Origin of the sequence: Micromonospora inaquosa, from assembly GCF_003857055.1 — a bacterium.
Classification (GTDB): Bacteria; Actinomycetota; Actinomycetes; order Mycobacteriales; family Micromonosporaceae; genus Micromonospora; species Micromonospora inaquosa.
Window position 1 is genome coordinate 46,741 of sequence record NZ_QGSZ01000356.1, and the last position, 26,568, is coordinate 73,308.

The 26,568-nt window shown below is 70.9% G+C and carries 19 protein-coding genes and 2 pseudogenes; 13 read left to right on the forward strand and 8 right to left on the reverse strand.

Annotation, left to right across the window (positions count from 1 at the left end; translation table 11 throughout):
* Positions 1-42: 42 nt before the first annotated feature.
* The 10 genes from DLJ59_RS32560 to DLJ59_RS32605 all read left to right on the forward strand — a co-directional run bounded on the left by DLJ59_RS32560 (position 43) and on the right by DLJ59_RS32605 (position 13,572).
* Complete coding sequence (locus tag DLJ59_RS32560; protein ID WP_244236343.1) at positions 43-1,722, forward strand: serine/threonine-protein kinase; 1,680 nt, start codon at positions 43-45, stop codon at positions 1,720-1,722.
* Between the two features lie 119 nt (positions 1,723-1,841).
* Positions 1,842-3,479, forward strand: a complete 1,638-nt coding sequence (locus DLJ59_RS32565; protein WP_124777869.1) for a serine/threonine-protein kinase — start codon at positions 1,842-1,844, stop codon at positions 3,477-3,479.
* Between the two features lie 102 nt (positions 3,480-3,581).
* Entirely contained in the window at positions 3,582-4,391 is an 810-nt protein-coding gene (locus DLJ59_RS32570) for a metal-dependent hydrolase (RefSeq protein WP_124777871.1), read from the forward strand.
* Positions 4,388-5,296 (forward strand): amidohydrolase family protein, encoded by a 909-nt coding sequence (locus tag DLJ59_RS32575; protein WP_124777873.1) that lies wholly within the window; start codon positions 4,388-4,390, stop codon positions 5,294-5,296. Before DLJ59_RS32570 ends, DLJ59_RS32575 begins: the two co-directional genes overlap by 4 nt.
* 278 nt (positions 5,297-5,574) lie before the next feature.
* Positions 5,575-6,624, forward strand: coding sequence for a LacI family DNA-binding transcriptional regulator (locus DLJ59_RS32580; protein WP_244236344.1), 1,050 nt, complete (start codon positions 5,575-5,577; stop codon positions 6,622-6,624).
* Between the two features lie 84 nt (positions 6,625-6,708).
* A complete protein-coding gene (locus tag DLJ59_RS32585) occupies positions 6,709-8,013 on the forward strand; it encodes an ABC transporter substrate-binding protein (RefSeq protein ID WP_124777877.1) in 1,305 nt (434 codons plus the stop codon).
* A gap of 67 nt (positions 8,014-8,080) precedes the next feature.
* Positions 8,081-9,049: a carbohydrate ABC transporter permease gene (locus tag DLJ59_RS32590; RefSeq protein ID WP_124777879.1), complete on the forward strand. Its 969-nt coding sequence runs from the start codon at positions 8,081-8,083 to the stop codon at positions 9,047-9,049.
* A 1-nt stretch (position 9,050) separates the two neighbouring features.
* Positions 9,051-9,938 (forward strand): carbohydrate ABC transporter permease, encoded by an 888-nt coding sequence (locus DLJ59_RS32595; RefSeq protein ID WP_124777881.1) that lies wholly within the window; start codon positions 9,051-9,053, stop codon positions 9,936-9,938.
* Positions 9,935-12,166: an alpha-xylosidase gene (yicI, locus tag DLJ59_RS32600; protein WP_124777883.1), complete on the forward strand. Its 2,232-nt coding sequence runs from the start codon at positions 9,935-9,937 to the stop codon at positions 12,164-12,166. The genes DLJ59_RS32595 and yicI overlap by 4 nt, the downstream gene beginning before the upstream one ends.
* Entirely contained in the window at positions 12,163-13,572 is a 1,410-nt protein-coding gene (locus DLJ59_RS32605) for a GH1 family beta-glucosidase (RefSeq protein ID WP_124777885.1), read from the forward strand. The genes yicI and DLJ59_RS32605 overlap by 4 nt, the downstream gene beginning before the upstream one ends.
* Positions 13,573-13,686: 114 nt before the next feature.
* Here DLJ59_RS32605 and DLJ59_RS32610 read toward each other — a convergent pair whose 3' ends face one another.
* The 3 genes and pseudogenes from DLJ59_RS32610 to DLJ59_RS32620 form a co-directional block, all read right to left on the reverse strand.
* Positions 13,687-14,280 carry a nucleotidyltransferase family protein gene (locus DLJ59_RS32610; protein WP_124777907.1) on the reverse strand — a complete coding sequence of 198 codons (594 nt, stop codon included), beginning with the start codon at positions 14,278-14,280 and terminating at the stop codon, positions 13,687-13,689.
* A gap of 243 nt (positions 14,281-14,523) precedes the next feature.
* The gene (locus DLJ59_RS32615) at positions 14,524-15,012 is read right to left on the reverse strand and encodes a hypothetical protein (protein WP_124777887.1); all 489 of its coding nucleotides are present in this window, start codon (positions 15,010-15,012) and stop codon (positions 14,524-14,526) included.
* A 136-nt stretch (positions 15,013-15,148) separates the two neighbouring features.
* Positions 15,149-16,848: pseudogene (locus DLJ59_RS32620) on the reverse strand (bifunctional 3'-5' exonuclease/DNA polymerase).
* Between the two features lie 120 nt (positions 16,849-16,968).
* Here DLJ59_RS32620 and DLJ59_RS32625 point away from each other — a divergent pair.
* The gene (locus tag DLJ59_RS32625; protein WP_244236345.1) at positions 16,969-18,702 is read left to right on the forward strand and encodes an ABC transporter ATP-binding protein; all 1,734 of its coding nucleotides are present in this window, start codon (positions 16,969-16,971) and stop codon (positions 18,700-18,702) included.
* Between the two features lie 50 nt (positions 18,703-18,752).
* Positions 18,753-20,444, forward strand: a complete 1,692-nt coding sequence (locus DLJ59_RS32630) for an ABC transporter ATP-binding protein (protein ID WP_244236346.1) — start codon at positions 18,753-18,755, stop codon at positions 20,442-20,444.
* Positions 20,445-20,450: 6 nt separating this feature from the next.
* On the opposite strand, the gene DLJ59_RS32635 is transcribed toward DLJ59_RS32630, so the two are convergent.
* The 5 genes and pseudogenes from DLJ59_RS32635 to DLJ59_RS32655 all read right to left on the reverse strand — a co-directional run.
* Positions 20,451-21,380: a carbohydrate ABC transporter permease gene (locus DLJ59_RS32635; RefSeq protein WP_124777893.1), complete on the reverse strand. Its 930-nt coding sequence runs from the start codon at positions 21,378-21,380 to the stop codon at positions 20,451-20,453.
* On the reverse strand, positions 21,380-22,288 hold the full coding sequence (locus DLJ59_RS32640) for a carbohydrate ABC transporter permease (RefSeq protein WP_124777895.1): 909 nt from the start codon (positions 22,286-22,288) through the stop codon (positions 21,380-21,382). Before DLJ59_RS32640 ends, DLJ59_RS32635 begins: the two co-directional genes overlap by 1 nt.
* A 17-nt stretch (positions 22,289-22,305) precedes the next feature.
* A complete protein-coding gene (gene ngcE / locus DLJ59_RS32645; protein WP_124777897.1) occupies positions 22,306-23,742 on the reverse strand; it encodes an N-acetylglucosamine/diacetylchitobiose ABC transporter substrate-binding protein in 1,437 nt (478 codons plus the stop codon).
* A 26-nt stretch (positions 23,743-23,768) separates the two neighbouring features.
* On the reverse strand, positions 23,769-24,518 hold the full coding sequence (locus DLJ59_RS32650) for a sugar isomerase domain-containing protein (RefSeq protein ID WP_091403970.1): 750 nt from the start codon (positions 24,516-24,518) through the stop codon (positions 23,769-23,771).
* Positions 24,519-24,616: 98 nt separating this feature from the next.
* Positions 24,617-25,552 (reverse strand): annotated as a pseudogene (locus DLJ59_RS32655) (MurR/RpiR family transcriptional regulator); the annotation flags it as partial.
* A 206-nt stretch (positions 25,553-25,758) separates the two neighbouring features.
* On the opposite strand from DLJ59_RS32655, the gene DLJ59_RS32660 reads away from it, so the two are divergent.
* Positions 25,759-26,568 (forward strand): N-acetylglucosamine kinase (locus tag DLJ59_RS32660; protein ID WP_124777899.1); only part of this gene is annotated, 810 nt, incomplete at its 3' end.

A 26,568-nucleotide genomic window follows, 5' to 3' on the forward strand; every position in this document is an offset into this window, starting at 1 on the left:
GGGTGTGTATCCCGAACAGCGGCTGAGGAGGAGCGTGCACAGGTGCTGATCGCCGGTCGGTACCGGCTGCTCGACCTGGTGGGTCGCGGGGGCATGGGTCGGGTGTGGCGCGCCCGCGACGAGATGCTGCACCGCGAGGTAGCGGTCAAGGAGATCGTTCCACCGAGTTGGTTGGACGATCGTGGACGGGCCGAGGTGCGCTCGCGCACCATGCGGGAGGCGCGCGCCGCGGCCCGACTCAACCACCCCGCGGTGGTCCGGCTCTACGACGTCGTCGCGGTCGAGGGCAGCCCATGGATCGTCATGGAGTACGTCCCGTCCCGCACCCTTCAGGACGTCGTGGACGCCGAGGGGCCGCTGGAGCCCGCCCGCGCGGCCCGGATCGGCCTGGCCGTGCTCGACGCGCTCCAGGCCGCGCACACCGCCGGGGTGCTGCACCGCGACATCAAACCGCAGAACGTGCTGGTGGCGCACGACGGGCGGGTGATGCTCACCGACTTCGGGCTGGCGACCTTCGACGGTGGCGACGGCGCGATGACCCGCCCCGGCATGGTCCTCGGTTCCCCGCAGTACGTGGCCCCGGAGCGGGCCGCCGAGGGGGTGTCCTCGGTGGCCGCCGACCTGTGGTCGCTCGGGGCGACCCTGCACGCCGCCGTGGAGGGGCAGTCCCCGTACGCCCGCAGCACCGCGATGGCCACCCTGAGCGCGCTGGCCGCCAACCCGCCAGACCCTGCCCCGCACGCCGGTGTGCTCGCACCGGTGCTTCACGGGCTGCTACGTCGCGACCCGGTCGACCGCCTCGACCACGACGCGGCCCGTCGGTTACTCAGGACGGCCGCGACCGGCCCGCCGGCGGTGACCGACCGGCCCTCGGCCGACGAGCCGACGCCGGTGCTGGTCGACCAGGCCACCGCGGCCGACGACCCCGACGACCCCGACGACCAGGAACCCACAATTCCGCTGCCCGACCCGGCCGTAACCGGTGACGCCTCCCCCACTCCGGCCCCGGGACCGCCGGCCGCCGGGCATACCGCGCGTCGGGTGGCGGTGGTGGCCGTGACGCTGCTGGTGGCCGTCGTGGCCGGCGTCGGCACCGCGCTGACCGTCACCGGCGACAAGCCCAGTGACACCACCGGCTGGTCCTCCCCGCCGCCGAACCAGCCGCCCAACGGCGGGCCGTTCGGTCCCGGGCCGCCACCGAGGCGGCAGGGCATTCCCCCGCCCCCGTTCGCCTGTGTCCGCCCGGACATCGTCGGCACGCCGGTGCGGCCCGGCACGCCGAGCTCCGGCGATGAGTTCCAACCGCCGCCCGGCTGGGTCTTGCACGCCGACACCGCCGGCTTTCGGGTCTCCGTACCGGCGACGTGGCTGACCTCCCGCGACGGCGCTGTGGTGTGCTTCCAGGACCCGGCGACCGGCCGGGCGTTCAGCGTCGCCGAGGGCGGCGCTGTCGATCCTCTCCAGCGGCTGCGGGCGCTGCGCGACGCGGCGGCCGGGGCGGGGGCCCTGCCCGGCTACGACGAGATCCGGCTCGCTACCGGCGGCGGTTCAGCCGAGTGGGAGTGCCGCTGGCGGACACCGCACGGAGCCTGGTTGCGCGCCCGCCAACAGATCCTCGGCGCCGACCGCTGGACGCTGGGTTGGATCACCTACGACGAGGACTGGACCGGGGCCGCACCCGACTGGGAACTGGTGCGAAAGAGTTTCCGAGCACCCCGCTGACCTGCACCGTATGGCCATGATCCGGGCCACCGTCCGGTCTGGATCGAGGCCGCACAGTGGATGAGAAAGCCGACATTGGTGGCTATCGTGGATCCCGGGGTGACCGAGGGGGAGCGACCGTGCATCAGTTGCTGATCGCGGGTCGGTACCGGCTGCTCGACCTGGTCGGCACCGGCGGAATGGGCCGGGTGTGGCTTGCTCGCGACGAGATGCTGCATCGCGACGTGGCGCTGAAGGAGGTCGTGCCGCCGTCCTGGCTGGCCGAGACCGAGCGCGAGGAGTTGCGGCTGCGAACCCTGCGTGAGGCCCGCACCGCCGCCCGACTCAACCATCCCAACGTGGTCCGCCTCTATGACGTGGTGCACGACCGGGACAGCCCCTGGATCGTGATGGAGTACGTGCCGTCCCGCTCGGTGCAGCAGATCATCAACGCCGAGGGGCCACTGAGCCCGCAGCGCACCGCCCGGATCGGGCTGGCGGTGCTCGCCGCCTTGCGGGCCGCGCACGCCGCCGGAGTGCTGCACCGCGATGTGAAGCCGCACAACGTGCTCGTGGCCGACGACGGGCGAGTGCTGCTCACCGACTTCGGGCTGGCCACCTTCGACGGCGGCGACGGCACGATGACCGGGCCCGGCACGGTGCTCGGCTCACCGCAGTTCGTCGCCCCCGAGCGGGCCCGCGAGGGCGTGTCCGACGCGCGAACCGACATGTGGTCGCTGGGTGCGACGCTCTACGCGACGGTCGAGGGGCAGTCACCGTACGCGAGGTCGAGTGCGATGGCGACGCTCAGCGCGCTGGCCACCGAACCACCGGACCCGATGCGTCGAGCCGGTCCGTTGCGTCCCGTCCTCACCGGCCTGTTGCAGCGCGACCCCTGGCGGCGGCTGACCGCCGTCGAGGCGGAGCCGCTGCTGCGCAGCGCCGCGGTGAGCCACGACGAGCCGGCGGGGCCGGCCCGGTCCTCGGCGGTGGCGGCGGTCCGCAGCGCCGGCCGGGCCATCACGCCCCACCCGGTGGAACCGGTGCCCCCGCCGAGCGAGCCGCCGACGCTGACGCCGACCTCGAGCCCGCGCCCGGCGCGCCGGCCCGTCCGGCGACAACGCCTGATCGCCCTGGGTGGTGCGCTCACCGCTCTGCTCGTCGCCGGAGGCATCACGCTGGCCCTGGTCAACCGGAACGACGAGCGGACGCCACCGTCGGGCTCGGGTGGCGGCGTGCCGACCTCCCGGCCGGCGGCGTTCGCCTGCGCGTCGTCCCCGCCACCGTCGGCGACCCCGGTGGTGTCGGTGTCACCGCCAGCCGACGCGAAATACCGGCTGCCCGAGGGGTGGACCTGGTACGACGACCCGACCCGGTTTCGGATCGCCGCCCCGGTGGGGTGGGCGCGCTGGACCGAGGGTCCGGTGACCTGCTTCCGGAGATACAGCGGGTCCCGGGTGCTCAGCGTCGAGGCGGGGCCGGCCCGCGCGGATCCGGTGGCGCACTGGAAGTCCGAGGAGGTTCGGCTGACCGCGAGTGCGGCGCTGCCGGGCTATCGCAAGGTGGACATCTCCGCGATGGACATCTTCGAGGGTGGCGCGGTGTGGGAGTGCGGCTGGCAGAACACTCTCGGCGTTCCGGTGCACAGTTTCCGGCTGCTGATCAACACGTCGGCCGACCGCTCCTACACCGTCTCCTGGTTGACAGAAGAGTTCGACTGGCAGGTCAACGCGGCATACTTGCCGATGATCCGGCAGAGCTTCACCCCCACCCTGTGACGCCGTCCGATGTGGACCTTCCGGGTGATGCCCCTGCGGCGCCGACGCCGACTACAGTGGCGTAGTTTTGGCGCTCAAGATCCTTGGGGAGGGTGAGCCGAGATGATGGGACCGCAACACGCGCTGTCTGGCGCGGCGGTGTGGCTAACTGGCTCCTGGGCACTGGAGCAGTTCGCCGACTACCACCAGTCGCCGCTCGCGCTGGCGGTGGGCACCGCGGTGTGCGCCGGCGGGGCGCTCTTTCCCGATCTCGACATGTCGGGCAAGGTGACCAAGAACCAGGGCGGGGCCACCGTGGCCCGCACCTTCGGAGTCTTCTCGCTCTTCGCCGCCGAGGTGATGGAGAAGATTTCCCTCGGGGTCTACTACGCCACGAAGCTCAGCAAGGATCCGCGCCGCAACAACGGGCACCGGACGCTGACCCACACGCTGCCGTTCACCGTGCTGGTCGGCTGGGGCACCACCGCGCTCTGCGCCGCGTACGGCAAGTGGGCGGTCATCACCATCCTGTTCTTCATGTTCGGCCTGGCGCTGCGCGGCCTGTTCGACCAGTGGGCCGAGCGTGCCGGTTGGGTGATCATCACTCTCGCGTCGGCCGGTGCGGCCTGGTTCACCTTCGCCAACCTGCCGGGCGGACGCGGCTATCCGCTGATCGGCACCGCGCTGGGCGTCGGCTGCTTCGTGCACATCCTCGGCGACATGATCACCCGAGCCGGCGTGCCGATCCTCTGGCCGATCCCCATCAAGCGGCGCATGTGGATGATGATCGGCCTGCCGAACCGCATCGCCCTGCGCGTCGGCAGCAAGGCCGAAGTGGTCGGGATGCGCATCGCACTGACCGTCGTCTCGGCGCTCGCGACCGTCGGCCTGATCGCTCCCTCGGTGCTGAGCCGGTTCGACATCGAGATATGACCGATCCGGCGTCGGTGGTCCCGCCGGTCACGGACGAGCGCGTGCCGGATTTCTGCCGCGCTCTGGGGCTGCCGGGCCTCGCCGACGTGCACGTGCACTTCCTGCCGCCGCGACTGCTGCGCCGGGTGTGGGCCTACTTCGACGCCGCCGGGCCGCTGGTCGGCACCGAGTGGCCGATCCGCTACCGGTGGAGTGACGCCGACCGGGTCGCGCACCTGCGCCGGCTCGGGGTTCGGGCGTTCAGCGCGTTGGCGTACGCGCACCGGCCGGGCATGGCAGCGGAACTCAACCGCTGGACGCTGGATTTCGCCCGCGACACCCCGGGCTGCCTGGCCTCGGCCACGTTCCATCCCGAGCCGGAGGCCCCCGGGTACGTTGCGGCGGCCCTCGCGGAGGGTGCCCGGCTGTTCAAGGTGCACCTGCAGGTCGGCGGCTTCGCGCCGACCGATCCGGCGCTGGACCAGGTGTGGGGGATGCTGTCGGACGCGGGTGTGCCGGTGGTGGTGCACGCCGGGCACGCCCCGGTGGGGACCGCCCACACCGGTCCGGACCCGTTCGCCGCGCTGCTCGCCCGGCACCCTCGGCTGACCGCTGTGGTGGCACACCTGGGTGCCCCGGACTACCGGGCGTTCCTGGACCTCGCCGAGACGTACGAGCGGGTTCGGCTGGACACCACCATGGCGTTCACGCCCTTCTTCGACCAGTTCGTCCCCTTCCCCACCGACGAGTTGCCCCGGTTGCGCGAGCTGGGACTGGCCGGCAAGGTGCTGCTGGGCAGCGACTTCCCGAACATCCCGTACCCGTACGCCGACCAGGTGGCCGGGCTGGCCCGGCTGGACCTGGGCGACGACTGGCTGCGCGCGGTCTGCTGGAACAACGCCGCCACCCTCTTCGACCTGCCCTGACCATGCGCTGCCCCCGCTCCGCGATCTTGCACTTTCTGTCCCAACGCAAGGTGCACATCCACCCATAGCGGCAACAGAAACTGCAAGATCGGCGCGGCCCTCTCGCTACGCCGGCACCGCGCGGGCGCCGCCTGACCGTTGAATTCTTTTCGACATCGGCTATTGACGTCGCCGTAACGGGTGGCCTAGCGTCCTGTCGAACCGCTTCGTCGAAGCGCTTCGACGAAGTCTCGGGAAGCGGTCCCACCCCAGGCCAAAGGAGGTACGCGGTGGCCACCATGCACGACGTCGCCCGCCTCGCACAAGTCTCGGTCAGCACCGTCTCGTACGTGCTCACCGGCACCCGGCCGATCTCGCAGGCCACCCGCAACAAGGTGCTCGCCGCGATGGCACAGCTCGACTACCAGCCCAACGCGATGGCCCGGGGGCTGGCCAGTCGCCGCAGCCGGATCCTCGGCCTGCTGATGCCGATGGACGAACGCGGCCTCGGCGCCACCGAGACCGCCTTCGTCACCGGTGCCGCCGCCGCGGCCAGCGTCGCCGGCTACCACCTGGTGCTCTCCCCGGTCGGCGGCGGCAACCCCGACGACCTGCGTCGGCTGGCCAGCCAGCGAATGCTCGACGGGGTCGTGCTGATGGAGGTCCAGCTGGCCGACGAGCGGGTCACCGTGCTCCAGGAGGTGGGGGTGCCGCTGGTGCTGATCGGCCGCACCGGCGACACCAGCACGCTCTCCTACGTCGACATCGACTTCGACCAGACCGTCCGGGAGGCCGTCGCGCACCTGGTCAGCCTCGGGCACCGGCAGATCGTCTACGTCAACCACTCGGCCGCCACACTGGCCAGCGGTTACGGGCCGGCGCTGCGTACCCGGGACGCCTTCACCGCGGCGATGACCGGGCACGGCCTGGAGCCGGTGATGATCGCGGCCGAGGACAGCGCCGCCGGTGGTCGGGCCGCCCTGGCCGCCGCGTTCGCGCAGGCCCCGAAGCTGACCGCGGTGCTGGCCATGAACGAGACGGCCATCTTCGGCATCCTCGGCGAGTTGACCGGCCGCGGGTTGTCGGTGCCCGATGACGTCTCCGTCGTCTCGATGGTCACCTCGCCGCAGGTCGCCGAGCTGGCCACCCCTGCGCTGACCGCTATGACGTCGCCCGGCTCAGCACTGGGCCGGATCGCGATCGAGGCGCTGACGCGCCACCTGGATGGCCCCGCGGACCAGCGTCACCAGCAACTGCTGCCGTGCACGTTGGAGATCCGCGGGTCGACCGCCGCACCCCGGCGGCCGGCACTGGCAACCTCTGGTCCAACCCCGAACAACGGCGGCTGACCAGCGAAAACGGCCCGCCATCGCGCTGCAACGCGACGACGGGCCACGTGAAGTACCGGCTAGTACTCAACGAGGAGGATAGTAATGCAGCGATTCCGCCGGCTCGTCGCCGCGATCGCCCTGGCCGCGACCGCGACGACCACCGTGGCCGCTTGCGGCGGTGGTGACAACGGGGACGACAGCGACGCCAAGACCCTCAAGCTCTGGCACTACGAGAGCGAGACCAGCGCGATGGGGGTCGGCTGGAACCGGGCGATCGAGATCTTCAAGTCCGAGCACCCGGGCGTCGAGGTGCGCTTCGAGCGCAAGGCGTTCGAGCAGATCCAGCAGAACGCTGGCATGATCATCAACTCGTCCGAGGGTCCGGACATCATGGAGTACAACAAGGGCAACGCCACCGCCGGGCTGCTGTCCTCCCAGGGCCTGCTGGCCGACCTGAGCAGCGAGGCCGACAAGCGCGGCTGGGCCGACAAGCTCAGCCCCAGCCTGCAGACCACCGCCCGGTACAGCGACAAGGGCGTGATGGGCTCCGGCAACTGGTTCGGTGTGCCGAACTACGGCGAGTACGTCACTGTCTACTACAACAAGGACCTGTTCCAGCAGAACGGCGTCAAGGTCCCGACCACCATGGCCGAGATGACCGCCGCGATGGACACCTTCGTCGGTAAGGGCGTCACTCCGCTGGGCATGGCCGGCGCCGAGTACCCGGCCGGGCAGCTCTTCTACCAGCTCGCCCTGTCCAAGGCAGACCGGCAGTTCGTCGACAACTACCAGCTCTACAAGAACCCGGTCGACTTCAAGGCCGACCCGCTCAAGTACGGCGCCGAGACCTTCGCCCAGTGGGTACAGAAGGGTTACGTCGCCAAGAACTCGGCCAGCCTCAAGGCCGAGGACATGGGTACCGCCTTCATCGGCGGCAAGGTTCCGATGATCGTCTCCGGTAGCTGGTGGTACGGCCGGTTCAAGGCCGAGATGAAGGCCAACTGGGACACCTTCCTCTTCCCCGGCAACACCCTCCAGGCCGGCTCCTCCGGCAACCTCTGGGTGGTCCCGGAGAACAGCAAGGCCAAGAGCCTGGCGTACGACTTCATCGACATCACCCTGCGTCCGGAGATTCAGGACCTGATCGGCAACAACGGTGGTGTTCCGGTCGCCGCGGACGCTTCGAAGATCAGCGACCCGAAGGACCGCAAGCTGATCGAGGACTTCAACACGGTCAGCAAGTCCGACGGGCTCGCCTTCTACCCGGACTGGCCGGTCCCCGGCTACTACGACGTGCTGGTCTCCGGCTTCCAGGGTCTGATCAACGGCTCGAAGTCGCCCGACCAGGTCCTCGACACGATCGCCAAGCCGTACGCCGAGGGCGTCAAGGAGATCACCGGCAAGTGACACGGCGAGCGGCGGGCGTGACCGGAACAACCGGCGCGCCCGCCCGCCCCGCCGGGAAGGATCTTCCATGGCAGTCTCCGAAACGGTCGCCGCCACACCGCCGGCCGCGACCCCCACTCCACCCGCGCCAAGCCGCAGACGCCGCGGCCGCAACGCGGCCTACTGGCTCTACCTGCTCCCCGGAGCGGCGCTCTTCCTCCTCGTCATCGGCGCGCCGCTGATCGGCACCCTCTATCTGTCGCTGACCAAGTGGTCCGGCATCGGCGACCCCCGGTGGGTCGGCCTGGACAACTACCAGCATCTGCTGCACGACGACGTGTTCTGGGCGTCGTTCCGCAACACCGTCTGGATGCTCGTCGCGATGGTCGTGGTGCCCACAGTGCTCGGGCTGCTGCTCGCCGCGGTGCTCTTCGACGTCATCGGCCGCCGGTTCAAGCCGCGCACCGCCGCCGCGCTGCGGGCCGCGTTCTACCTCCCGCAGGTGCTGCCCGTCGTGGTGGCCGGCATCGTCTGGGGCTGGATCCTGCGCCCCGACGGCGCGTTCAACAGCCTCCTCGACGTTGTCGGTCTCGGCGCGCTACGCCACGACTGGCTCGGCGACCCGGGCACCGCCCTGCCGGCCGTGATGGCCGTGATGATCTGGGTGCAGATCGGCTACCCGGTGGTCGTCTTCATGGCGGCGTTGCAGCGGGTCGACCCCGAGCTGTACGAGGCGGCCGAGGTCGACGGCGCGAACTGGCTGCACCGGTTCCGGGCGATCACCCTCCCGCAGATCCGGCCGGAGACCTTCGTGGTGGCCCTGACCTGCACCATCGCCGCGTTGAAGGTGTTCGGGCCGATCTTCGCCCTGACCCGGGGTGGCCCGGACAACGCCACCAACGTGCCGTCGTACTTCGCCTACTACACGTTCTTCAAGAAGCTGCAGGTCGGCTACGGCTCAGCGATCTCCATGGTGCTGACACTGATCATCGTGGTGGTGGCCGGGATCTTCATCTGGATGCAGGCCCGCAGCGAGCGCCGGGACCGGGGGTTCTGACATGGCCGTCACGCTCACACCGAGCGCCGCGCCGGTGACGCCGGCCCGACCGGTACGCGACCGACACCACCGCGGCGTCAGCCGCTGGGTGGTGCTCGCCCTGGTCACCCTGGGCGCGCTCGTCATGCTGGTGCCGTTCGCGTTCATGCTGCTCAACGCGTTCAAGTCACCCGGCGACTACTCGTCGGGCGGCCCGCTGAGCTGGCCGACGGAGTTCTACACCAAGGGTCTGCGCACGTACTGGACCGAGGTGAACTTCCCGCTCAAGTTCTGGAACTCGGCGATCATCGCCGGCTCCGTGGCCGTGCTCGGCGTCGCCGTGTCGCTGCTCAACGCGTACGCCCTGGGCATCGGCCGGGTCCGTGGCCGGCTGTGGATCGTCGGTCTCTTCCTGCTGGCGAACATGCTGCCGCAGGAGGCGCTGATCTACCCGCTGTACTACGTGGCGAAGCAGGTCGGCCTCTACAACACCCAGCTCTCGGTGATCATCATCTTCACCGTGATCCAGAGCGCGTTCGGCACCTACCTGCTCGCCTCGGTGATGAGCACGTTCCCGCGCTCGCTGCTGGAGGCCGCCGCGCTGGACGGTGCCGGCAAGTGGACGGTGCTGTGGCGGGTGGTCTTCCCCAACCTGCGGCCCACCCTCGCGGTGTTGCTCATCTTCTTCTTCATCTGGACGTGGAACGAGTTCCTCATCCCGCTGGTCATGCTGATCGACAACCAGACGCAGACCATTCCGGTCGCGCTGGCGTCGTTGCAGGGCGACCGGCTGATGGACGCTCCGACCACCAACGCCGGCGCGCTGATCAGCCTGGTGCCGGCCATCCTCTTCTTCCTCATCTTCCAGCGCACTCTTGCGCGCGGCATCACGGCAGGAGCCGAGAAGTGAAGTTCACCGACGGGTACTGGCAGCTGCGCCCCGGCGTCAGCGTCCTGCGCCCTGGCACCGTGGAGTCGGTCGAGCCGGACGAGCGCGGCTTCACCGTCTTCGCACCGACCGGTCAGATCACCGGACGCGGCGACACCCTCAACCGTCCCCTGGTCACCGTCCGGTTCTTCTCCCCCGCCCCCGGCGTCATCGGCGTGACGATCGCCCACCACACCGGAGGGCTGCCCCGTGAGCCGCGCTTCGGGCTCAGCACCGACGCGACGCACCCGGTCACCGTCGACGTCACCGGGCTCAGCGCGACACTGACCACCGGCGAGCTGACCGCGCGGGTCGCGCTGATCGACGGGTGGAAGGTCGACTTCCTGCACGGCGACCGGCTGGTCACCGCGTCCACAGCGCGCAGCATCGGCGTCGTCACCGACGCCGAGGGCCGCCGGCACGTGCACGAACGGCTCGCGCTCGGCGTCGGTGAGACGGTGTACGGACTGGGCGAGCGCTTCGGCCCGTTCGTCAAGAACGGGCAGACCGTCGACATCTGGAACGCCGACGGGGGCACCGCCAGCGAACAGGCGTACAAGAACGTCCCGTTCTACCTGAGCAGCGCCGGCTACGGGGTCTTCGTGGACCACCCGGAGCACGTGTCGTTCGAGGTCGGCTCCGAGGTCGTCACGCAGACCCAGTTCAGCGTCGAGGGCCAGTCGCTCACCTACTACGTCATCGACGGGCCCCACCCGAAGGACGTGCTGCGCCGGTACACCGCGCTCACCGGCCGCCCGGCCCGCATCCCCGCGTGGTCGTACGGTCTCTGGCTGTCCACGTCGTTCACCACCTCGTACGACGAGAAGACCGTGACCGAGTTCGTCGACGGAATGGCCGACCGCGGACTGCCGCTGTCGGTGTTCCACTTCGACTGCTTCTGGATGCGTCAGTTCCACTGGGTCGACTTCGTCTGGGACCCGGCGACCTTCCCCGACCCGGAAGGCATGCTGCGCCGGTTGCACGAGCGCGACCTGAAGGTGTGCGTCTGGATCAACCCGTACATCGCGCAGCGCTCGTACCTCTTCGAGGAGGGCCGCGAGGCCGGTTACCTGGTGCGCAACCCGGACGGCTCGGTCTGGCAGTGGGACAAGTGGCAGGCCGGCATGGCGCTTGTCGACTTCACCAACCCGGACGCCGTCCGCTGGTTCACCGGCAAGCTCAAGGCGCTGCTCGACATGGGCGTCGACTGCTTCAAGACCGACTTCGGTGAGCGCATCCCGACCGACGTGGTGTGGCACGACGGCTCGGACCCGCAGCGGATGCACAACTACTACGCGTACCTCTACAACAAGGCGGTCTTCGAGCTGCTGGAGACCGAACGCGGCGAGGGTGAGGCGGTGCTGTTCGCGCGCTCGGCCACCGTCGGCGGGCAGCAGTTCCCCGTGCACTGGGGCGGCGACTGCGAGTCGACGTTCGTCGCGATGGCCGAGTCGCTGCGCGGCGGGTTGTCCCTGGCGTCGTCCGGCTTCGGCTACTGGAGCCACGACATCGGCGGCTTCGAGGGCACCCCCGACCCGGCGGTGTTCAAGCGGTGGGTCGCCTTCGGGCTGCTCTCCTCGCACTCCCGGCTGCACGGGTCCGGCTCGTACCGGGTGCCGTGGGCGTTCGACGACGAGGCCGTCGACGTGCTGCGGCACTTCACCCAGCTCAAGCTCAGCCTGATGCCATACCTGGCGGCCGCCGCCCAGGAGGCGCACCGCGACGGAACGCCGATGATGCGGCCGATGTTCCTGGAGTTCCCGGACGATCCGGCGACGGCACACCTGGACCGGCAGTACATGCTCGGCCCGGACGTGCTGGTCGCTCCGGTGTTCAGCGCCGACGGCGACGTCACGTACTACGTACCCGCCGGCACCTGGACGCACCTGGTCACCGGCGCGCAGGTCACCGGCCCGGCCTGGGTGACCGAGAAGCACGGCTTCGACAGCCTGCCGGTGCTGGCCCGCCCGGGTGCGGTCATCCCGTTCGGCTCACGCACCGACCGACCGGACTACGAGTGGGCCGACGATGTGCGGCTGCGGGTGTACGCACCGACCGAGGGGCAGCGGACCCGGGTGCGGGTACCGTCACCCGGCAACGGGCCGGGCGCCGAGTTCGACGTGCGCTACGAGGGTGGGACGGCCAGCGCCGAACTGGTCGCCGGCACCTCGACGGGCTACACCTGCGAGATCCAGGGGACGGAACGATGACGCAACACCACTTCCCGGAGAGCTTCGTCTGGGGCTCGGCGACGGCGGCGTACCAGATCGAGGGTGCGGCGACCGAGGACGGGCGAGGGCCGTCCATCTGGGACACCTACAGCCACACGGCGGGTCGGACCCTCAACGGTGACACCGGGGACGTGGCCGCCGACCACTACCACCGGTGGGCCGACGACCTGGGGCACATCGCCGACCTCGGGCTCGATGCGTACCGGTTCTCCATCTCCTGGCCCCGGGTGCAGCCGGGCGGTTCGGGCCGGTTCAACCAGGCGGGCATCGACTTCTACTCGCGGCTGGTGGACGGGCTGCTGGAGCGGGGCGTCCGCCCGGTCGCCACCATGTACCACTGGGACCTGCCGCAGGAGTTGGAGGACGCCGGCGGGTGGGCGGTGCGGGAGACCGCGTTGCGCTTCCAGGAGTACGCGGCGGGCATCGTCGGCGCGTTGGGCGACCGGGTGCACACCTGGACGACGCTCAATGAGCCGTGGTGCTCCGCGTACCTGGGCTACGCCTCCGGGGTGCACGCGCCGGGTCGGACCGAGCCGGCGGCGGCGCTGGCCGCGGTGCACCACCTCAACCTCGCGCACGGCCTGGCCGGCCGGGTGGTCCGGGAGCTGGCCCCGTCCGCCGAGCTGTCGGTGACGCTGAACCTGCACGTCATCCGGGGCGCCTCCGACTCGGCCGCCGACCAGGACGCGGTCCGGCGGATCGACGCGTTGGCGAACCGGGCGTTCCTCGGCCCGATGCTGGACGGCGCGTACCCGGCCGACCTGCTGGCAGACACCGCTTCCGTCACCGACTGGTCGTTCGTCCGCGAGGGCGACGAGAAGCTGATCGCGGTGCCGCTGGACGTGCTCGGGGTCAACTACTACTCCAGCACCCTGGTCCGGGCCTGGGACGGGGTGTCGGCCCGCTCCGACGCCGACGGGCACGGCGCGTCGACCTCCACACCGTGGGTCGCCGCCGACGACGTCGACTTCCTTCCGCAGCCCGGCCCGTACACGGCGATGGGTTGGAACATCGACCCGCCGGCGCTGACCGAGCTGCTGCTGCGCCTGCGGCGCGAGTACCCGAACCAGCCCATGATGATCACCGAGAACGGCGCGGCGTTCGCCGACGTGGTGTCGGCCGACGGCCGCATCCACGACGACCGGCGGATCGACTACCTGCGTCGACACATCGGCGCGATGGCCGACGCCCGCGCGCAGGGCGCTGACCTTCGCGGCTACTTCGTCTGGTCGTTGCTGGACAACTTCGAGTGGGGCTACGGCTACGACCGTCGTTTCGGCATCATCCGGGTGGACTACGACACCCAGGTACGCACCTGGAAGGACAGCGCCCACTGGTACCAGCGCCTCGCCGCCACCGGCGAGCTAGACCAGGCCGCAGAGTAAGACGCCCCGCCGGGCACACATCCACTCTCCCGCGATCTTGCACTCAGTGCGCCGATATTCAGGACATATCGTGCGTATCGGCGACAGAAACTGCAAGATCGCGGGAGAGTGGCGCTAGACGCCGACCCGTTGCGGCGGGACGGTTAGGCCGTAGAGCTCCATCAGCTCGGGGGTGTCGATCCGGCTGCCGTCGGCCACCGAGTCGCAGGCGATGTCGACGATCTGGTCCTTGTGCGCCAACAGGTACGGGCGGGCGCCCACGTCGGCGCTGGCCAGGGTCGCGATGCCGGGCCAGTGCCGGCGACCGAACAGCATCGGGTAACCGCGCAACCCGTCGTAGGTGGCGCAGACCAGCACGTCCGGGTACGGCAGCGCGGCCACCCGGCTGACCGCAGTGGCGGTCAGACCCGGCATGTCGACCGGGACCACCACCACCGCCTCGATCCCCTCGTCGTCCATGGCGGCCAGGCCGGCCCGGGTGGACGAGCCGACCCCGGTGCCCCACGCCTTGTTGATCACAACGGTGGCCTTACCCAGGTCGGCGGTCTCCTGGACCTGGTCGGCGGCGGCCCCCAACACGACCACGATCTGCTCGCAGCCCGCCTCGGTCATCGTGTCGATCATCTGGTTGACCAGGGGCTTGCCTCCCTGGTGCAGCAGCGCCTCGGGACCACCGATCCGTCGTCCCCCGCCTGCGGCGATGATCATGCCTGCGATCCGGTTCAGCTGCGCCCCCTCCAGCACGGGACGGACCGTGACAGATCCGCCCCTCCTACGGACACTGCAACGAGGACGGCCAGCCGAGGGTGGCGGGGCGAAAAGGAGAAATAGCACAACCGTTACACGCCCGGCATGTCCCGGCACCGCCGAAAACGATGGTCATCGAACCTGGTCCGACGGTCACCGCCGTCTCGTCGGGCGGCCGATGCCCCGCTCGCCGTCGAGCGGCGATCAACCCGCCTCTGCGGCTACGCCTTCCGAGCCGTCCCAGTGCCCGGGGAACCGTCGGCCCACTCCGCGAACGCCGCACGCGGTCAGCGCGTACAGGACAACCGGAGCAAGGACGAGGAGTGCGGCGATCGCCGCGACCAGGGGCACGTAGCCGGCGGATACCCGCGTGACAATTGCCCCGACGGCGGCGTACACGGCGGCCAGAGCGGCCGCAATGGGCGCGGCCAGCGCCACCACCCGACCCGTCCCCTGCCGCCGACGCGCGGCCTCCGCGACCAGCACGGCGGGCAGGAAGAGCACCGGGAGCAGCGCCACGCCGAGCACCGCGGCGACCAGCGCGAGCATCGGCCCGGCCAGCGGGCCACCCAACCCGGACCCGGTGGCCAGCGCGTACGCCAACAAACCGACGTAGCCCACGATCGCCTCGGCGACGAAGGCCAACCAGGCGACGGCCATCCCGGCCAGGTGACGGGCGATTCCGGCGACCATGGCACTCCCCGTTCCGACGGCTGCACGACGCTCCAGTGAGGCTAACCGAAGCGGTGTCTCGGCAGAGTCCCTGGTCGCGCCGCGGTTCCACAAATGGCGCAGGCCGAGGCCCGACCGCCTGCGCACCGCCTGTGGATCAGGCCGCGTCGGCGTAACAGTCGACGATGGACAGATCCAGTGGGAATCGGACCGGCGTCGCGCCGAAGAGCAGCGCGGAGGCGCGCTCCCCGGACCGGTTGACAGCCTCGGCGACCGCGTCGGCCTGATCGGCGGGCGCGTGCACGACCACCTCGTCATGCTGGAAGAACACCAACTCGGCGGCCGTGCCGGACAACTCCGTGCGCAACGTGGCCAACAAGGTGGAGGCCCACTCAGCGGCGGTGGCCTGGATGACGAAGTTGCGGGTGAAGCGCCCCCGGGACCGCGCGGCACGCGCCCGCGGACTGTGCGGATCGGCCGACCCCTCCGGATCAGCGGGCTCGTCGTCGAGATCACCGAACCCGGCCGAGCCGGGCGGGCACGTCCGCCCCAGCCACGACCGCACCAGCCCACCCGTCTCACCGGTACGCGCGGCCGCCTCGACGTAACCGAACGCCGTCGGGTAACTGCGCTTCAGCACCGCCAACGCGGGCACCGCGGCACCGCCGGTCTGCCCGTACATCGCGCCGAGCAGGGCCACCTTGGCCTTGGCCCGGTCGCCACCGAACGAGTCACGGGCCAGGGCCGCGTAGAGGTCGCCGGCACCGCCCGCCGCCGCCAACCGCGCGTCGCCGGAGACCGCGGCCAGCACCCGGGGCTCCAACTGGCCGGCGTCGGCGACCACCAGCCGCCAGCCCGGATCGGCCACCACCGCCCGCCGGATCACCTTGGGGATCTGCAGGGCGCCACCGCCCCGGGTGGCCCACCGACCGGAGACCACACCACCCGGCACGTACTCCGGTTGGAACCGGCCACCCCGCACCCACTGATCGAGCCAGGCCCAGCCGTGCGCCGTCCAGATCCGGTAGAGCTCCTTGTATTCCAGCACCAGCGGCACCGCCGGATGGTCCACCCCGCGCAGCACCCAGGCCCGGGTGTTGGGCAACTCAACCCCGACCCGGGCGAACGCCTTCAGCAGCTCGGCCGGGGAGTCGGCGTGCAGGCCGCGTACGCCGAGCGCGTCGGCGATCCGGGCCGCCAACTCGGCGAGCCGACGTGGCGGCCCACCGACCGGGGACGCCTCACCGAGCAGCTCGTGCAGGATCTCGTTGTGCACGTCGGCACGCCAGGGCAGCCCGGCGACGCCCATCTCCGCGGCGACCAGCGCGCCGGCCGACTCGGCGGCCACCAGCAACCGGAACCGGCCGGGGTGCTCGGTCGCGGCGACCCGGGCGAGCTGGTCGGCGTACACCTGGGTCAGTGCCTCGATGCCCGGCCCCGGCGGGCCGGGCAGGGTGTCGAAGAGCGCGCCCTGCCCGTGCCCGGGTGGTGCGGCGGCGCCGCCCGACCCGCCGCCGCGCCGGTCAGCCGGGCCCAGGCGGCGGCCAGCGAGCGGGGCTCGCCCCAGCGGCCCGCGTGGCCGAGCAGCAACGCCTCGGTCAGCTCCACGTCGTGACACCGATCGACCCGGACGCCGGCGCGCACCAGCGTCGGGTAGACCGCCGGGGCGGTCGCCCAGACCCACCGTGGGTGCTCGGCGGCCTCCCGCGCGGCCACCGCGGCGACCAGATCGGTGACGGTCTCGGGTGGGCCGGACGGCTGGCCGGTGGCGTCCAGCGGGCACAGCACTCCCCCACCCCGCTCGTCGGACACCACCGCCACCAGCACGAACGTGATTCTGCCTCTCCCGTCCGACAGAAACGGAGGCGCACCTCACGGCGATCGGGTCGGTGCGTTGTCGGAGCTGGTCGGTAGCGTGACCAGGTGCCTCCGCAGATCCCGCATCCCGATCCTGGCACTCCCGACACCCGTGGTCCGATGCGTTACCTCTGGTGGCTGGTCCGCTGCCAACCGTGGCGGGTGCTGCGCGGCAGCCTGCTCGGCACGGCCTGGATGATCGGGCTCGCGGCCCGGCCCTACCTGATCGCCCGCGCCGTCGACGACGGGCTGCGCGCACGCGACACCCGCGCCCTGGCGCTCTGGGTCGCGGCGATCGTGGTCGCGGGCGTGGGCCTGTCCTACCTGGGCATCATGCGGCACCGCACGATGACCTTCATCCGGGAGGACGCCAAGGCCCGCTCGGCGGAGGTCCTGCTGCGCCACCTGTCCCGGATCGGCGCGGCGCTACCCCGCCGGGTCGGTGCGGGCGAGGTGTCCACCATCGGCGGCTCCGACATCGACTGGACGGCGCAGGTGCTGACGCTGACCGGGCCGGGCGTCGGCGCGGTCGTCGCGTACGGGGTGATCGCCGTGGTGCTCTGGTCGATCTCCCCGATGCTCGCGCTCTGCGTGCTGCTGGGAGTGCCGGTGGTCGGTCTGGTCGTGGGGCCGCTGCTGCGCCGCCTGGAGCGGGCCGAATCGGTCTACCGCCAGCAACAGGGCGCGCTCACCGCCCGATCCGGTGACATCGTGGCCGGGCTGCGGGTGCTCGCCGGGGTCGGCGGCCGGGACCTGTTCACCCGACGGTACGCGGCCCGGTCCCAGGAGCTACGCGCCGAGGGCTACCGGGTCGGCGCGGTCAACAGCTGGATCGACGCGGCGACGGTCGCCATCCCCGGGCTGTTCCTGGCGGCGGTGGTGTGGCTGACGGCCCGGATGGCGGTGACCGGTGACGTCACGATCGGCGAGCTGGTCGCCGTCTACGGCTACGTGGCGACCCTGATCGTGCCGGTCTGGTTTCTGCTGGAGGGCAGTCACCAGCTCATCCGGGGTCGGGTCGCCGCCCGGCGGATCGCCGACCTGCTCACCGTGACACCGGACGACGTCGGCGGCCCGGGCCGCCGGTGGCCCGATGCCGTGCCCGAGCCACGCCGGCCCGATGCCGTGCCCGAGCCACGCCGGCCGGGTGGCCTGGCCGTGCCGGACGGCCCGGCCGACCTGCACGATCCGGTGACCGGGCTGACCGTACGCGCCGGGCGGCTGACCGGGGTGGCCGCCGACGACCCGGCGGAGGCGCTGGCCCTGGCCGACCGGCTCGGCCGCTACGTCGTCAGCGGCGTCACCTGGGGCGGCGTGCCACTGCGCGACGTCGCCCTGGACGAGGTCCGCGCGCGGATCCTCGTCGCCGACCACGACTCGTACCTCTTCGCCGGCACGCTGCGCGACATCCTGCGCGCCGGCGCCGACGACGATGAAGAGCGGATCGGCGCGGCCCTGCGCACCGCCTCGGCGCAGGACGTCGTCGACGCCCTGCCCGCCGGGCTGGACACCCCGATCGACGCCCGAGCCCGGACGCTCTCCGGCGGCCAGCGCCAACGGCTCCGCCTGGCCCGGGCGCTGCACGGCGAGCCGGAGGTGCTGATCCTCATCGACCCGACGTCGGCGGTGGACGCGCACACCGAGGCGCGGATCGCCGACCGGCTGCACTCCGCGCGGGCCGGGAGGACCACCGTGCTGATCGCCACGTCCCCGCTGCTGCTCGGCCGGGCCGACCTGGTCGCGCACCTGAACGGCGGCCGGATCACCGCCACCGGCAGCCACGCCGACCTGCTCGACCGCGACCCGGCCTACCGGCACCTGGTGGCCCGCGGCAGCGAGGAGGCGTACCGGTGAGCCGGCTGCCGGTGGCCGACCGCGGCACCGTACGGCGGGCCTTGCTCGACATGATCAGTCGGCATCGGCGCGCCGTCGGGGTGGTGCTGACGCTGCACAGCGCCGCCGCGGTCGCCGGGCTCGCCCCGCCGTGGCTGCTGGGCACCATCGTCGACCGGGTCACCGCGGGCGCGGGTGTCGCCACCGTGGACCGGCTGGCACTGGCCATCGCCGGCTGTGTCCTGGTCAGCGCGCTGCTCTCCCGATACGCCCAGTACGCCGGGCACCGCTTCGGCGAACGGGCCGTCGCCGAACTGCGCGAGGAGTTCGTCTCCCGGACTCTCGGGCTGCCGGTCTCGGTCGTCGAACGCGCCGGCTCCGGTGACCTGGCCACCCGCAGCTCGGTCGACGTGTCGACGGTCGGCACCACGGTCCGGGACGTGGTGCCCACCATCGTCATCGCCACTGTGCAGCTGACGTTGCTGTTCGGGGCGGTCTTCCTGCTGCACCCGCTGCTCGGGCTCGCCGCGTTGGCCGGGCTCCCGTCGATCGTGGCGGTGACCCGCTGGTATCTGCGCCGGGCCAGCTCCGCGTACCTCACCGAGGGCGCGGCGGCGGCTGAGCTGACCGAGACGCTGACCACCACCGCCGAAGGCGCTCGCACTGTGGAGGCGTTGCGGCTGGCCGACGAGCGGGTCCGCCACGGCACCACCCGCATCACGCTGGTGTGGCGGGCCCGTCGGGCGACCCTAGCGTTGCGTACCGTGTTCTTCTCGGTCGTCGAGGCCAGCTACCCGCTGCCGGTCGCCATGGTCCTGCTCGTCGGGGGCTACCTGCTCACCCGGGACATGGTGTCGCTGGGCGCGGTGGTCGCCGCCGCGCTCTACCTGCAACAGGCGATCGACCCGTTGGACCGGTTGTTGCAGTGGACCGAGCAGGCGCAACGCGGCTTCGCGTCTTACGCCCGGGTGCTTGGTGTCGGCATGGTCGCGCCCGAGCCGCCCGGCACGACGGCCTCGTCCCGGGGTGAGCGGCTCGTCGTGCGGGGGGCACGGTTCTCCTACTCCGACGGACCGGACGTGCTGCACGGCATCGACCTGGAGGTGCAGCCCGGTGAGCGGCTGGCCGTCGTCGGCCCGTCCGGCGCCGGCAAGTCCACCCTGGCCCGGCTGCTGGCCGGGATCGACGCGCCACGGCAGGGCGTGGTCAGCATCGGCGGCTGCCCGGTCACCGACCTCGACCCGGCCGAGCGACGCCGCCGGATCGCCCTGGTCACCCAGGAGCACCACGTCTTCATCGGCTCGGTGCGTGACAACCTCTCCTTCGCCGCGCCCGACGCCACCGACGACCAGATGCGCGCCGCGCTGCTCACAGTGGGCGCCGAATGGTTCGCCGAGCTGCCCGACGACCTGGACACCCAGCTCGGCGACGGGGCCCGTCAGCTCGGTGCGGCCGAGGCTCAGCAGCTCGCACTGGCCCGGTTGGTGCTCGCCGACCCGCACACGCTGATCCTGGACGAGGCGACCGCCGCGCTCGACCCGTCCACCGCCCGACGGACGGAGCGGGCGCTGGCCGCCGTGCTGGTCGGGCGGACCGTCATCGCGATCGCGCACCGGCTCAACACCGCGCACGACGCCGACCGGGTCGCCGTGCTCGCGGACGGCCGGATCACCGAGATCGGCAGCCACGACGAGCTGGTCGCGGCCGGTGGCGCGTACGCCGCCCTGTGGCGCTCCTGGCACACCCGGGTCGACGAGCGGTGAGGCGCCCTACTTCACCGCGCCGGACGTGAGGCCGGCCTGGATCTGCCGCTGGAAGACCGCGTACACGATGATCATCGGGAGGATGGCGATGGTCAGCGCGGCGAACAGCCCGGACCAGTCCGCCTCGTAGCCGGCGTTGACCGAGATGTCGGCGATGCCCTGGGTGAGCACCCACTTGTCCTTGGCGTTGGAGAGCAGCACCAACGGAAGCTGGTACTGCGCCCACTGACCGATGATGTTGAAGATCGCGACGCTGATCAGGCCCGGCTTCGCCATCGGCATCATCACCTGGAAGAACAGCCGGCTGTGCCCACAGCCGTCGATCATCCCCGCCTCGGCCACCGACGACGGCAACGTCTTGAAGAACGCGGCCAGGAAGAACACGGTGAACGGCAACGAGTACGCGGCGTAGACCAGCACCACGCCAGTGTGGGTGTCCAGCAGACCCAGGTTCTTCACCACGAAGAAGAGCGGCACCAGAGCCAGGAAGACCGGGAAGGCCAACCCCGAGACGAAGAGGAAGTAGACCGCCCGGTTGCCCCAGAACTTGTAGCGGGCCAGCACGTACGCGGCCATCGACCCGAGCAGCATGGTGAGGAACGTGCTGCACGACACCACGATCACGCTGTTGAGGAAGTACCGCCCAACGTGCGCCTTGGTCCAGGCCCGAGAGAAGTTCTCCCAGCGCAGCTCGGCCGGGAGCGTCCACGGGCTGCTGAAGATCTCGCTGGTGTTCTTGAACGCGGCGAGGAAGGTCCAGAGGATCGGCACGATCACGATCACCGCCCACACGGCGAGCGCGACGTGCCCCAGGCGCGAAAAGAACCGTACCTCCGGGCGGGGTCCCTGCGACCCCGGCCTGGCGGGGCCGGACGGGTCACCGGTCTTCGGCGGTAGCGCCGCCGGGGTCGGCGGCAGCGTCGACTGCGGATTCATCAGTACTCCACGCTTTCCCGCTTGGTGAGCCGCAGCGTCAGCGCCGCGAACGTGAGGGTGAGGAAGAACAGCGCCACGCCCATCGCCGAGGCGTAGCCGTACTTCGAGTAGACGAACGCGTTGCGGTAGATCTCCATGGCCAGCACGGTGGTGGCGCCGTCCGGGCCGCCACCGTCCACCGAGAGCACCGCCACGATGGCGAACGCGTCGAACGCCGCGATCCCGAGGTACACCCAGGCCACCTGGAGGGTGTCCCACAGCAGCGGCAGGGTGACCCGGAAGAACAGGGTCACCTTCGTCGCCCCGTCCATCTCGGCGGCCTCGTAGATCTCACCGGGAATGGAGGCCATCCCGGCCGAGAAGAGCACGACGTAGAAGCCGACCGCCTGCCAGACCAGCACCGCGATGATCGACCAGAGGGCCAGGTTCGGCTTGACGAGGAAGAGGATCGGCTCCAGGCCGAACTTCATCAGCACGCCGTTGATCAGGCCGGACTCGTTCGGTCGGTACACCATCTGGAACAACACCGCGATGATGGCCACTGCGAGGACCTGGGGGAAGAAGAACACCACCCGGTAGAACTTCGCCCCCCAGACCCCCTGGCGTTGCCCGCCGCTGCTCTTGCCGCCCACGTTCAGCAGGAAGGCGAAGAACAGGGCGATGGCAACGGTGATCAGCGGCAGGGCAAGCAGCAGTACGCCGTGGTGCTGGACCGCCTTCCAGAAGGCGCCGTCGTCAAGCAGCCTCCGGTAGTTGTCGAAGCCCACCCACTGCGGGGCGGACAGCCCTCGCCAGTTGGTCATCGAGATCTGGAACGCTTGCGCGTACGGCCAGATCACGAATGTCACGTACAGCGCGACCGGGGCGAACAGGAACCCGATCACGAATGGATACTTGCCGTGCCGCATGACCTAGCTCCGATCGATCAGCGCTTGAACTTGGTGACGGAGCTGTCCTTCTTGATCGCGTCGGCGCGCTTCTGGATCCGCTCCACGAAGGCGTCCGCGTTGATCCGGCCGAACATCAGCTCGTTGGTGGCGGTACGCGCCTCCGTGTCGAGCTCCTTGTACCAGCCGTCGAAGTACAGGTTGAAGACGTCCTGACCGGCCGCCTTGAGCGCGGCCTGGGAGCTGGCCACACCGGGCGGGAAGGCGAAGCCCTCCGAACCGGCGGTGACCACGGTTGGGGCCTTGACCACCTCGGTGAAGCCCTTCGCGCCCGCCTTCGACAGCATCTGACGCATGTACTCCAGGCCGCCCTTGGGGTTCTTGCTCTTCGCCGAGACGAAGTAGCCCTCACCGGCGGTCGCGCGCAGCGCGGTGGCCGGCAGCTTGTCCGAGGCGGTCAGGCTCGGCACCGGCATGAGCTGGTAGTCGAAGCCAGCCGGCGTGTCCTGCTTCTGCTCGCCCTCCAGCCAGTCACCGCTGGGGTACAGGGCCAACTTGTACTGGTTCTGCCGCAGCTGCACGTCGGTGTGCTTGAGGCCCTCGAAGCTCTTGTCGCTGAACTTCGCGCCGACCTCGGCCCACGCCGCGGCGGCCTGCTTGACGGCGTCCTGCTTCCAGGCACCGTCCTCCAGGTTGTCGATGTTCTTGAGAACGTCCGTGCCACCGATCTTGGCAGCCTGGGTGAGGATCACGTTCCACTGGTAGTAGGCGGCGTTCGCACCGGCGTAGCCGTACGGGGTGATGCCCTTGGCCTTGATGGCCGTGAGCAGGGCGATGAAATCATCCCAGCTCTTCGCCGGCGCCCACCCGTTGTCCTTGAACAACTTGCCCGAGTACCAGATGCCGAAGACGGTGGAGACGTAGTACAGGACGAACGGCTTGCCGTTGAACGAGCCCGCCTCGATGGTGCCCGGCACCACCGTGTCGCGGACCTTCTTGGTCGGGTCGTCGACCGACGGCGCGTCCCACAGCTCGGTGAGGTCCTGAAGCTGACCGTCGGCGACCAACGCGCCGAAGTCCATCAGCTTCTCGCCCGAGTTGTTCACGAACTCCGGCGGGTTACCGGAGGCGAACCGGGGCTGGAGCACGGTGGAGACGGCCTGGGTGGCCTGGTGCTTGACCTCCGCCTTGGGGAACGCCGTCTTGTACAGCGGCTCGTGCACGTCGGTGGCGTACTTCTCGCCGTAGCCACCGTTGAAGATGACCACCTCGATCGCGGCGTCCTCCTTGACGCCCAGCGGGTTCTTCTCGCTCTTGGTGCCGCCGGCGACCTGCTCGTTGTCACCGTCGCTGCCGCTGGTGGCGCAGGCGCCGAGCAGGCCGATTGCCGGAGTGGCGAGCATGCCCACGGCCGCGGCGCGACGCAGCACCGTGCGACGGTCGAGTGCGGCCGGGTGTTCGGGGGTGATCGACATCGTCGTCTCTCCTTATGGAATTCGGGTCAGGCGGTACGCCGGAGACGCCCGGCGTACCGCGACTCGAGGGCGAGGTTGTGCTCGTCCCCACCGGGGACGTTGGCGGAGAGGTAGATAGGGGGTACCTCCCCGGCCTGGTGGAACCGTCGTACGACCTCCGCGGTCAGCAGCTGCGCCAGCAGCGCCGTGGTGACCGAGGAGACCGCACAGACCGCGCCGCCGCCCTCGAGCGGCAGCAGTGCATCGCCGTACGGCGCGCCATTGTCCAGCACGACGTCGGCGAGGTCGGCGAGCCGATGCCCGGACGGGTGCCGTGGAGCGACCCGTGCGGTGTGCTCGACCGAGGTGACCGCGATCAACGGGTGACCGCGCTCGGTGACCAGCGCCGCCAGCTCGACCACCGAGCCGTTGATGCCGGATTGGGACGCCACCACGAACACGTCGCGCGGTTGGGGCGCCGCGAGCGCGTAGATCTGGTGGGCGATGGAGGGATCACGTTCCAACTTGGGGTCGGCGAGCACGTCGCGCGGGGCGTCACCGTGCATCACCAGGTCCCGTACCGAGAGCCGGTTGGTGGGGACCAACCCGCCGGCCCGGGCGACCAGCTCGGCGGCGAACGCCTCCGAGTGCCCGGCACCGAACGCCTGGAGCACGCCACCGTCGCGCAGGCTGTCGGCGATCAGGTCGGCGGCCCGGGTGATCCCGTCGGCCTCCGAGTCGAGTAGCCGGTCGAGCACCGGGCGGACGGCGTCCGCGTACCCCTGGGCGCTGATCATGAAAGGGCTCCCTCGGAGGTTGTCGGGAAACCTCGCGTCGGCTGCGGCGGGCCCAGCCGACGACCCGCCTCGCTCGCCCCGGGGTTTCCGGACAGCCTCTTCGCTGCCTTGTGCCCGTCGACGGCCTGCGCGGTCCGCCGGAAGGCCGCGTGCGCGCGATCGTGCGTGCGTTGGGCGACGGCGATGTAGAGCAGGTCGAGCACCACCAGCTGGGGGTGCCGCGCGGAGAGCGCGTCCGGCCGAAAGGTGGTCGCCTGGCTGGCCGTGAGCAGCACGATGTCGGCCAGCTCGGCCAACGGTGAGCGGGGGAAGCCGGTGAGCGCGAGCGTGGTGGCGCCCCGGCTGCCCGCCTCGGCGAGCATCTCGATGGTCTCCCGGGTCTGCCCGGTGTGCGAGATGCCGAGCGCCACGTCCCCCGATCGCAGCAACGCGGCGCTGGCCAGCCCTTCGTGCACGTCGTTCCACGCCCACGCCGCCACACCGATGCGATGCAGGCTGAACTGCATCTCCTCGCCGACCAGGGCGCTGCCGCTGGCGCCGAAGATGTTGACCCGGCTGGCGCCGGCGATCGCCACCGCGGCCCGCTCCACCTCGGTGAGGTCGAGCAGGGTGGCGGTGTCGTGCATGGCCCGGGTGTCGGCGGCCATGATCTGGTCGAGCACCCGGGCGAGCGGGTCGCTCGGCTGGATCTCCCGTCCGATGTCGATGGTCCAACCGGCCGAGCGGGCCCGGCCGGTCTCGGAGGCGATGCCCAGTCGCAGGTCGGCGTACCCCTCGAAGCCCATCGCCCGGCAGAAGCGGGTGATGGTCGCCGGTGAGGTGCCGCTGCGCTCGGCCAGCTCGACGATGGTCGAGCGGGCGGCGGCCTCCGGGTCGCTGAGCACGTGCTCGGCGACCCGGCGCAGGGCGCCGGTCAACTCGCCGAGCCCGTTGCGGACCCGGGCCAGCACCCCGTCGGAGGCTGTCCGGCGGTCGAGCACGTCGGCGTCGACCACCGCGGTCCCCGCGGCGGTGTCCACCTCGTGATCAACCATGAGTCGCCTCAGCTTTCCGAAAAGACTGTTAACTGTTAGTGGTAAAAGTTCTTACTGAACGGCCCTCTGTGTCAAGACTGTGGGCGAAGTTTTCAAACTGTTACCTGCTGCACAGCCCCCCACGCCCGCCACAACTTGCCCCGCACGACGCCGCCGACCAGCATGAACAAGCCAGATCGCCGTTCCGCGCAAGGAGACCCGTGCCAATGTCCGACACCGTCGTGGTGGGTCTCGATGTCGGCGGTACGTCCACCCGGGCGACCGTGCTCACCCTCACCGGGCAACGCGTCGGCACCGGCCGCGCCGGCGGCGGCAACCCCACCAGTCACGGCGCCGAACGCGCCGCCGCCGAACTGCTGACCGCCCTCCGCGCGGCGCTCGCCGACGTCGACCCGGCGCGGGTCGCCGCCGGCACCATCGGTCTCGCCGGAGCGGGCCGGCTGCTGGCCGACCCGGCCGGGCGGGCCGCCTTCGACCAGGCCTGGCACGACGCCGGCCTGCGCTGCCCGTACGAGGTGCACGGCGACGCCCTGGTCGCGTACGCCTCCGGCACCGCCGCCCCGGACGGAACCATCCTCATCGCCGGCACCGGGGCGATCACCGCGCAGGTCCATGATCTGCGGCTCGACCGGATCGCCGACGGCCACGGTTGGCTCCTCGGCGACGCCGGCTCGGGCTTCTGGCTCGGCCGGGAATCCGTGCGCCGACTGCTCGCCGACCTCGACGCGGGGCGTAGCCCTGGCGCGCTGGCCACGACGATCCTCACCGAACTGCTGGGCAGCGCCGACATCGCCGCCCGCCCCCGGGACACCGTCGACGCCGCCATCCAGACGGTGACCCGTCGACCCCCCGTCGAACTGGCCCGGCTCGCACCGCTGGTCGTCGACGCCGCCACCCACGGCGACCCGGTCGGCACCGCGCTGATCGCCGAAGCCGCCGCGCACCTGACCGAGAGCGTGAGCCGGATCCGCACCGCCGGGGCGGTGCGGATCCGGCTCTGTCTCTTATACACATCA

What these genes read in the sequence shown, in the direction of transcription:
- DLJ59_RS32570 (WP_124777871.1), top strand. Translation starts at nt 3,582, where the DNA reads ATGATGGGACCGCAACACGCGCTGTCTGGCGCGGCGGTGTGGCTAACT.
- DLJ59_RS32575 (WP_124777873.1), top strand. Translation starts at nt 4,388, where the DNA reads ATGACCGATCCGGCGTCGGTGGTCCCGCCGGTCACGGACGAGCGCGTG.
- DLJ59_RS32580 (WP_244236344.1), top strand. Translation starts at nt 5,575, where the DNA reads ATGCACGACGTCGCCCGCCTCGCACAAGTCTCGGTCAGCACCGTCTCG.
- DLJ59_RS32585 (WP_124777877.1), top strand. Translation starts at nt 6,709, where the DNA reads ATGCAGCGATTCCGCCGGCTCGTCGCCGCGATCGCCCTGGCCGCGACC.
- DLJ59_RS32590 (WP_124777879.1), top strand. Translation starts at nt 8,081, where the DNA reads ATGGCAGTCTCCGAAACGGTCGCCGCCACACCGCCGGCCGCGACCCCC.
- DLJ59_RS32595 (WP_124777881.1), top strand. Translation starts at nt 9,051, where the DNA reads ATGGCCGTCACGCTCACACCGAGCGCCGCGCCGGTGACGCCGGCCCGA.
- DLJ59_RS32605 (WP_124777885.1), top strand. Translation starts at nt 12,163, where the DNA reads ATGACGCAACACCACTTCCCGGAGAGCTTCGTCTGGGGCTCGGCGACG.
- DLJ59_RS32610 (WP_124777907.1), bottom strand. Translation starts at nt 14,280, where the DNA reads ATGATCATCGCCGCAGGCGGGGGACGACGGATCGGTGGTCCCGAGGCG.
- DLJ59_RS32615 (WP_124777887.1), bottom strand. Translation starts at nt 15,012, where the DNA reads ATGGTCGCCGGAATCGCCCGTCACCTGGCCGGGATGGCCGTCGCCTGG.
- DLJ59_RS32625 (WP_244236345.1), top strand. Translation starts at nt 16,969, where the DNA reads ATGCGTTACCTCTGGTGGCTGGTCCGCTGCCAACCGTGGCGGGTGCTG.
- DLJ59_RS32630 (WP_244236346.1), top strand. Translation starts at nt 18,753, where the DNA reads ATGATCAGTCGGCATCGGCGCGCCGTCGGGGTGGTGCTGACGCTGCAC.
- DLJ59_RS32635 (WP_124777893.1), bottom strand. Translation starts at nt 21,380, where the DNA reads ATGAATCCGCAGTCGACGCTGCCGCCGACCCCGGCGGCGCTACCGCCG.
- DLJ59_RS32640 (WP_124777895.1), bottom strand. Translation starts at nt 22,288, where the DNA reads ATGCGGCACGGCAAGTATCCATTCGTGATCGGGTTCCTGTTCGCCCCG.
- ngcE (WP_124777897.1), bottom strand. Translation starts at nt 23,742, where the DNA reads ATGTCGATCACCCCCGAACACCCGGCCGCACTCGACCGTCGCACGGTG.
- DLJ59_RS32650 (WP_091403970.1), bottom strand. Translation starts at nt 24,518, where the DNA reads ATGATCAGCGCCCAGGGGTACGCGGACGCCGTCCGCCCGGTGCTCGAC.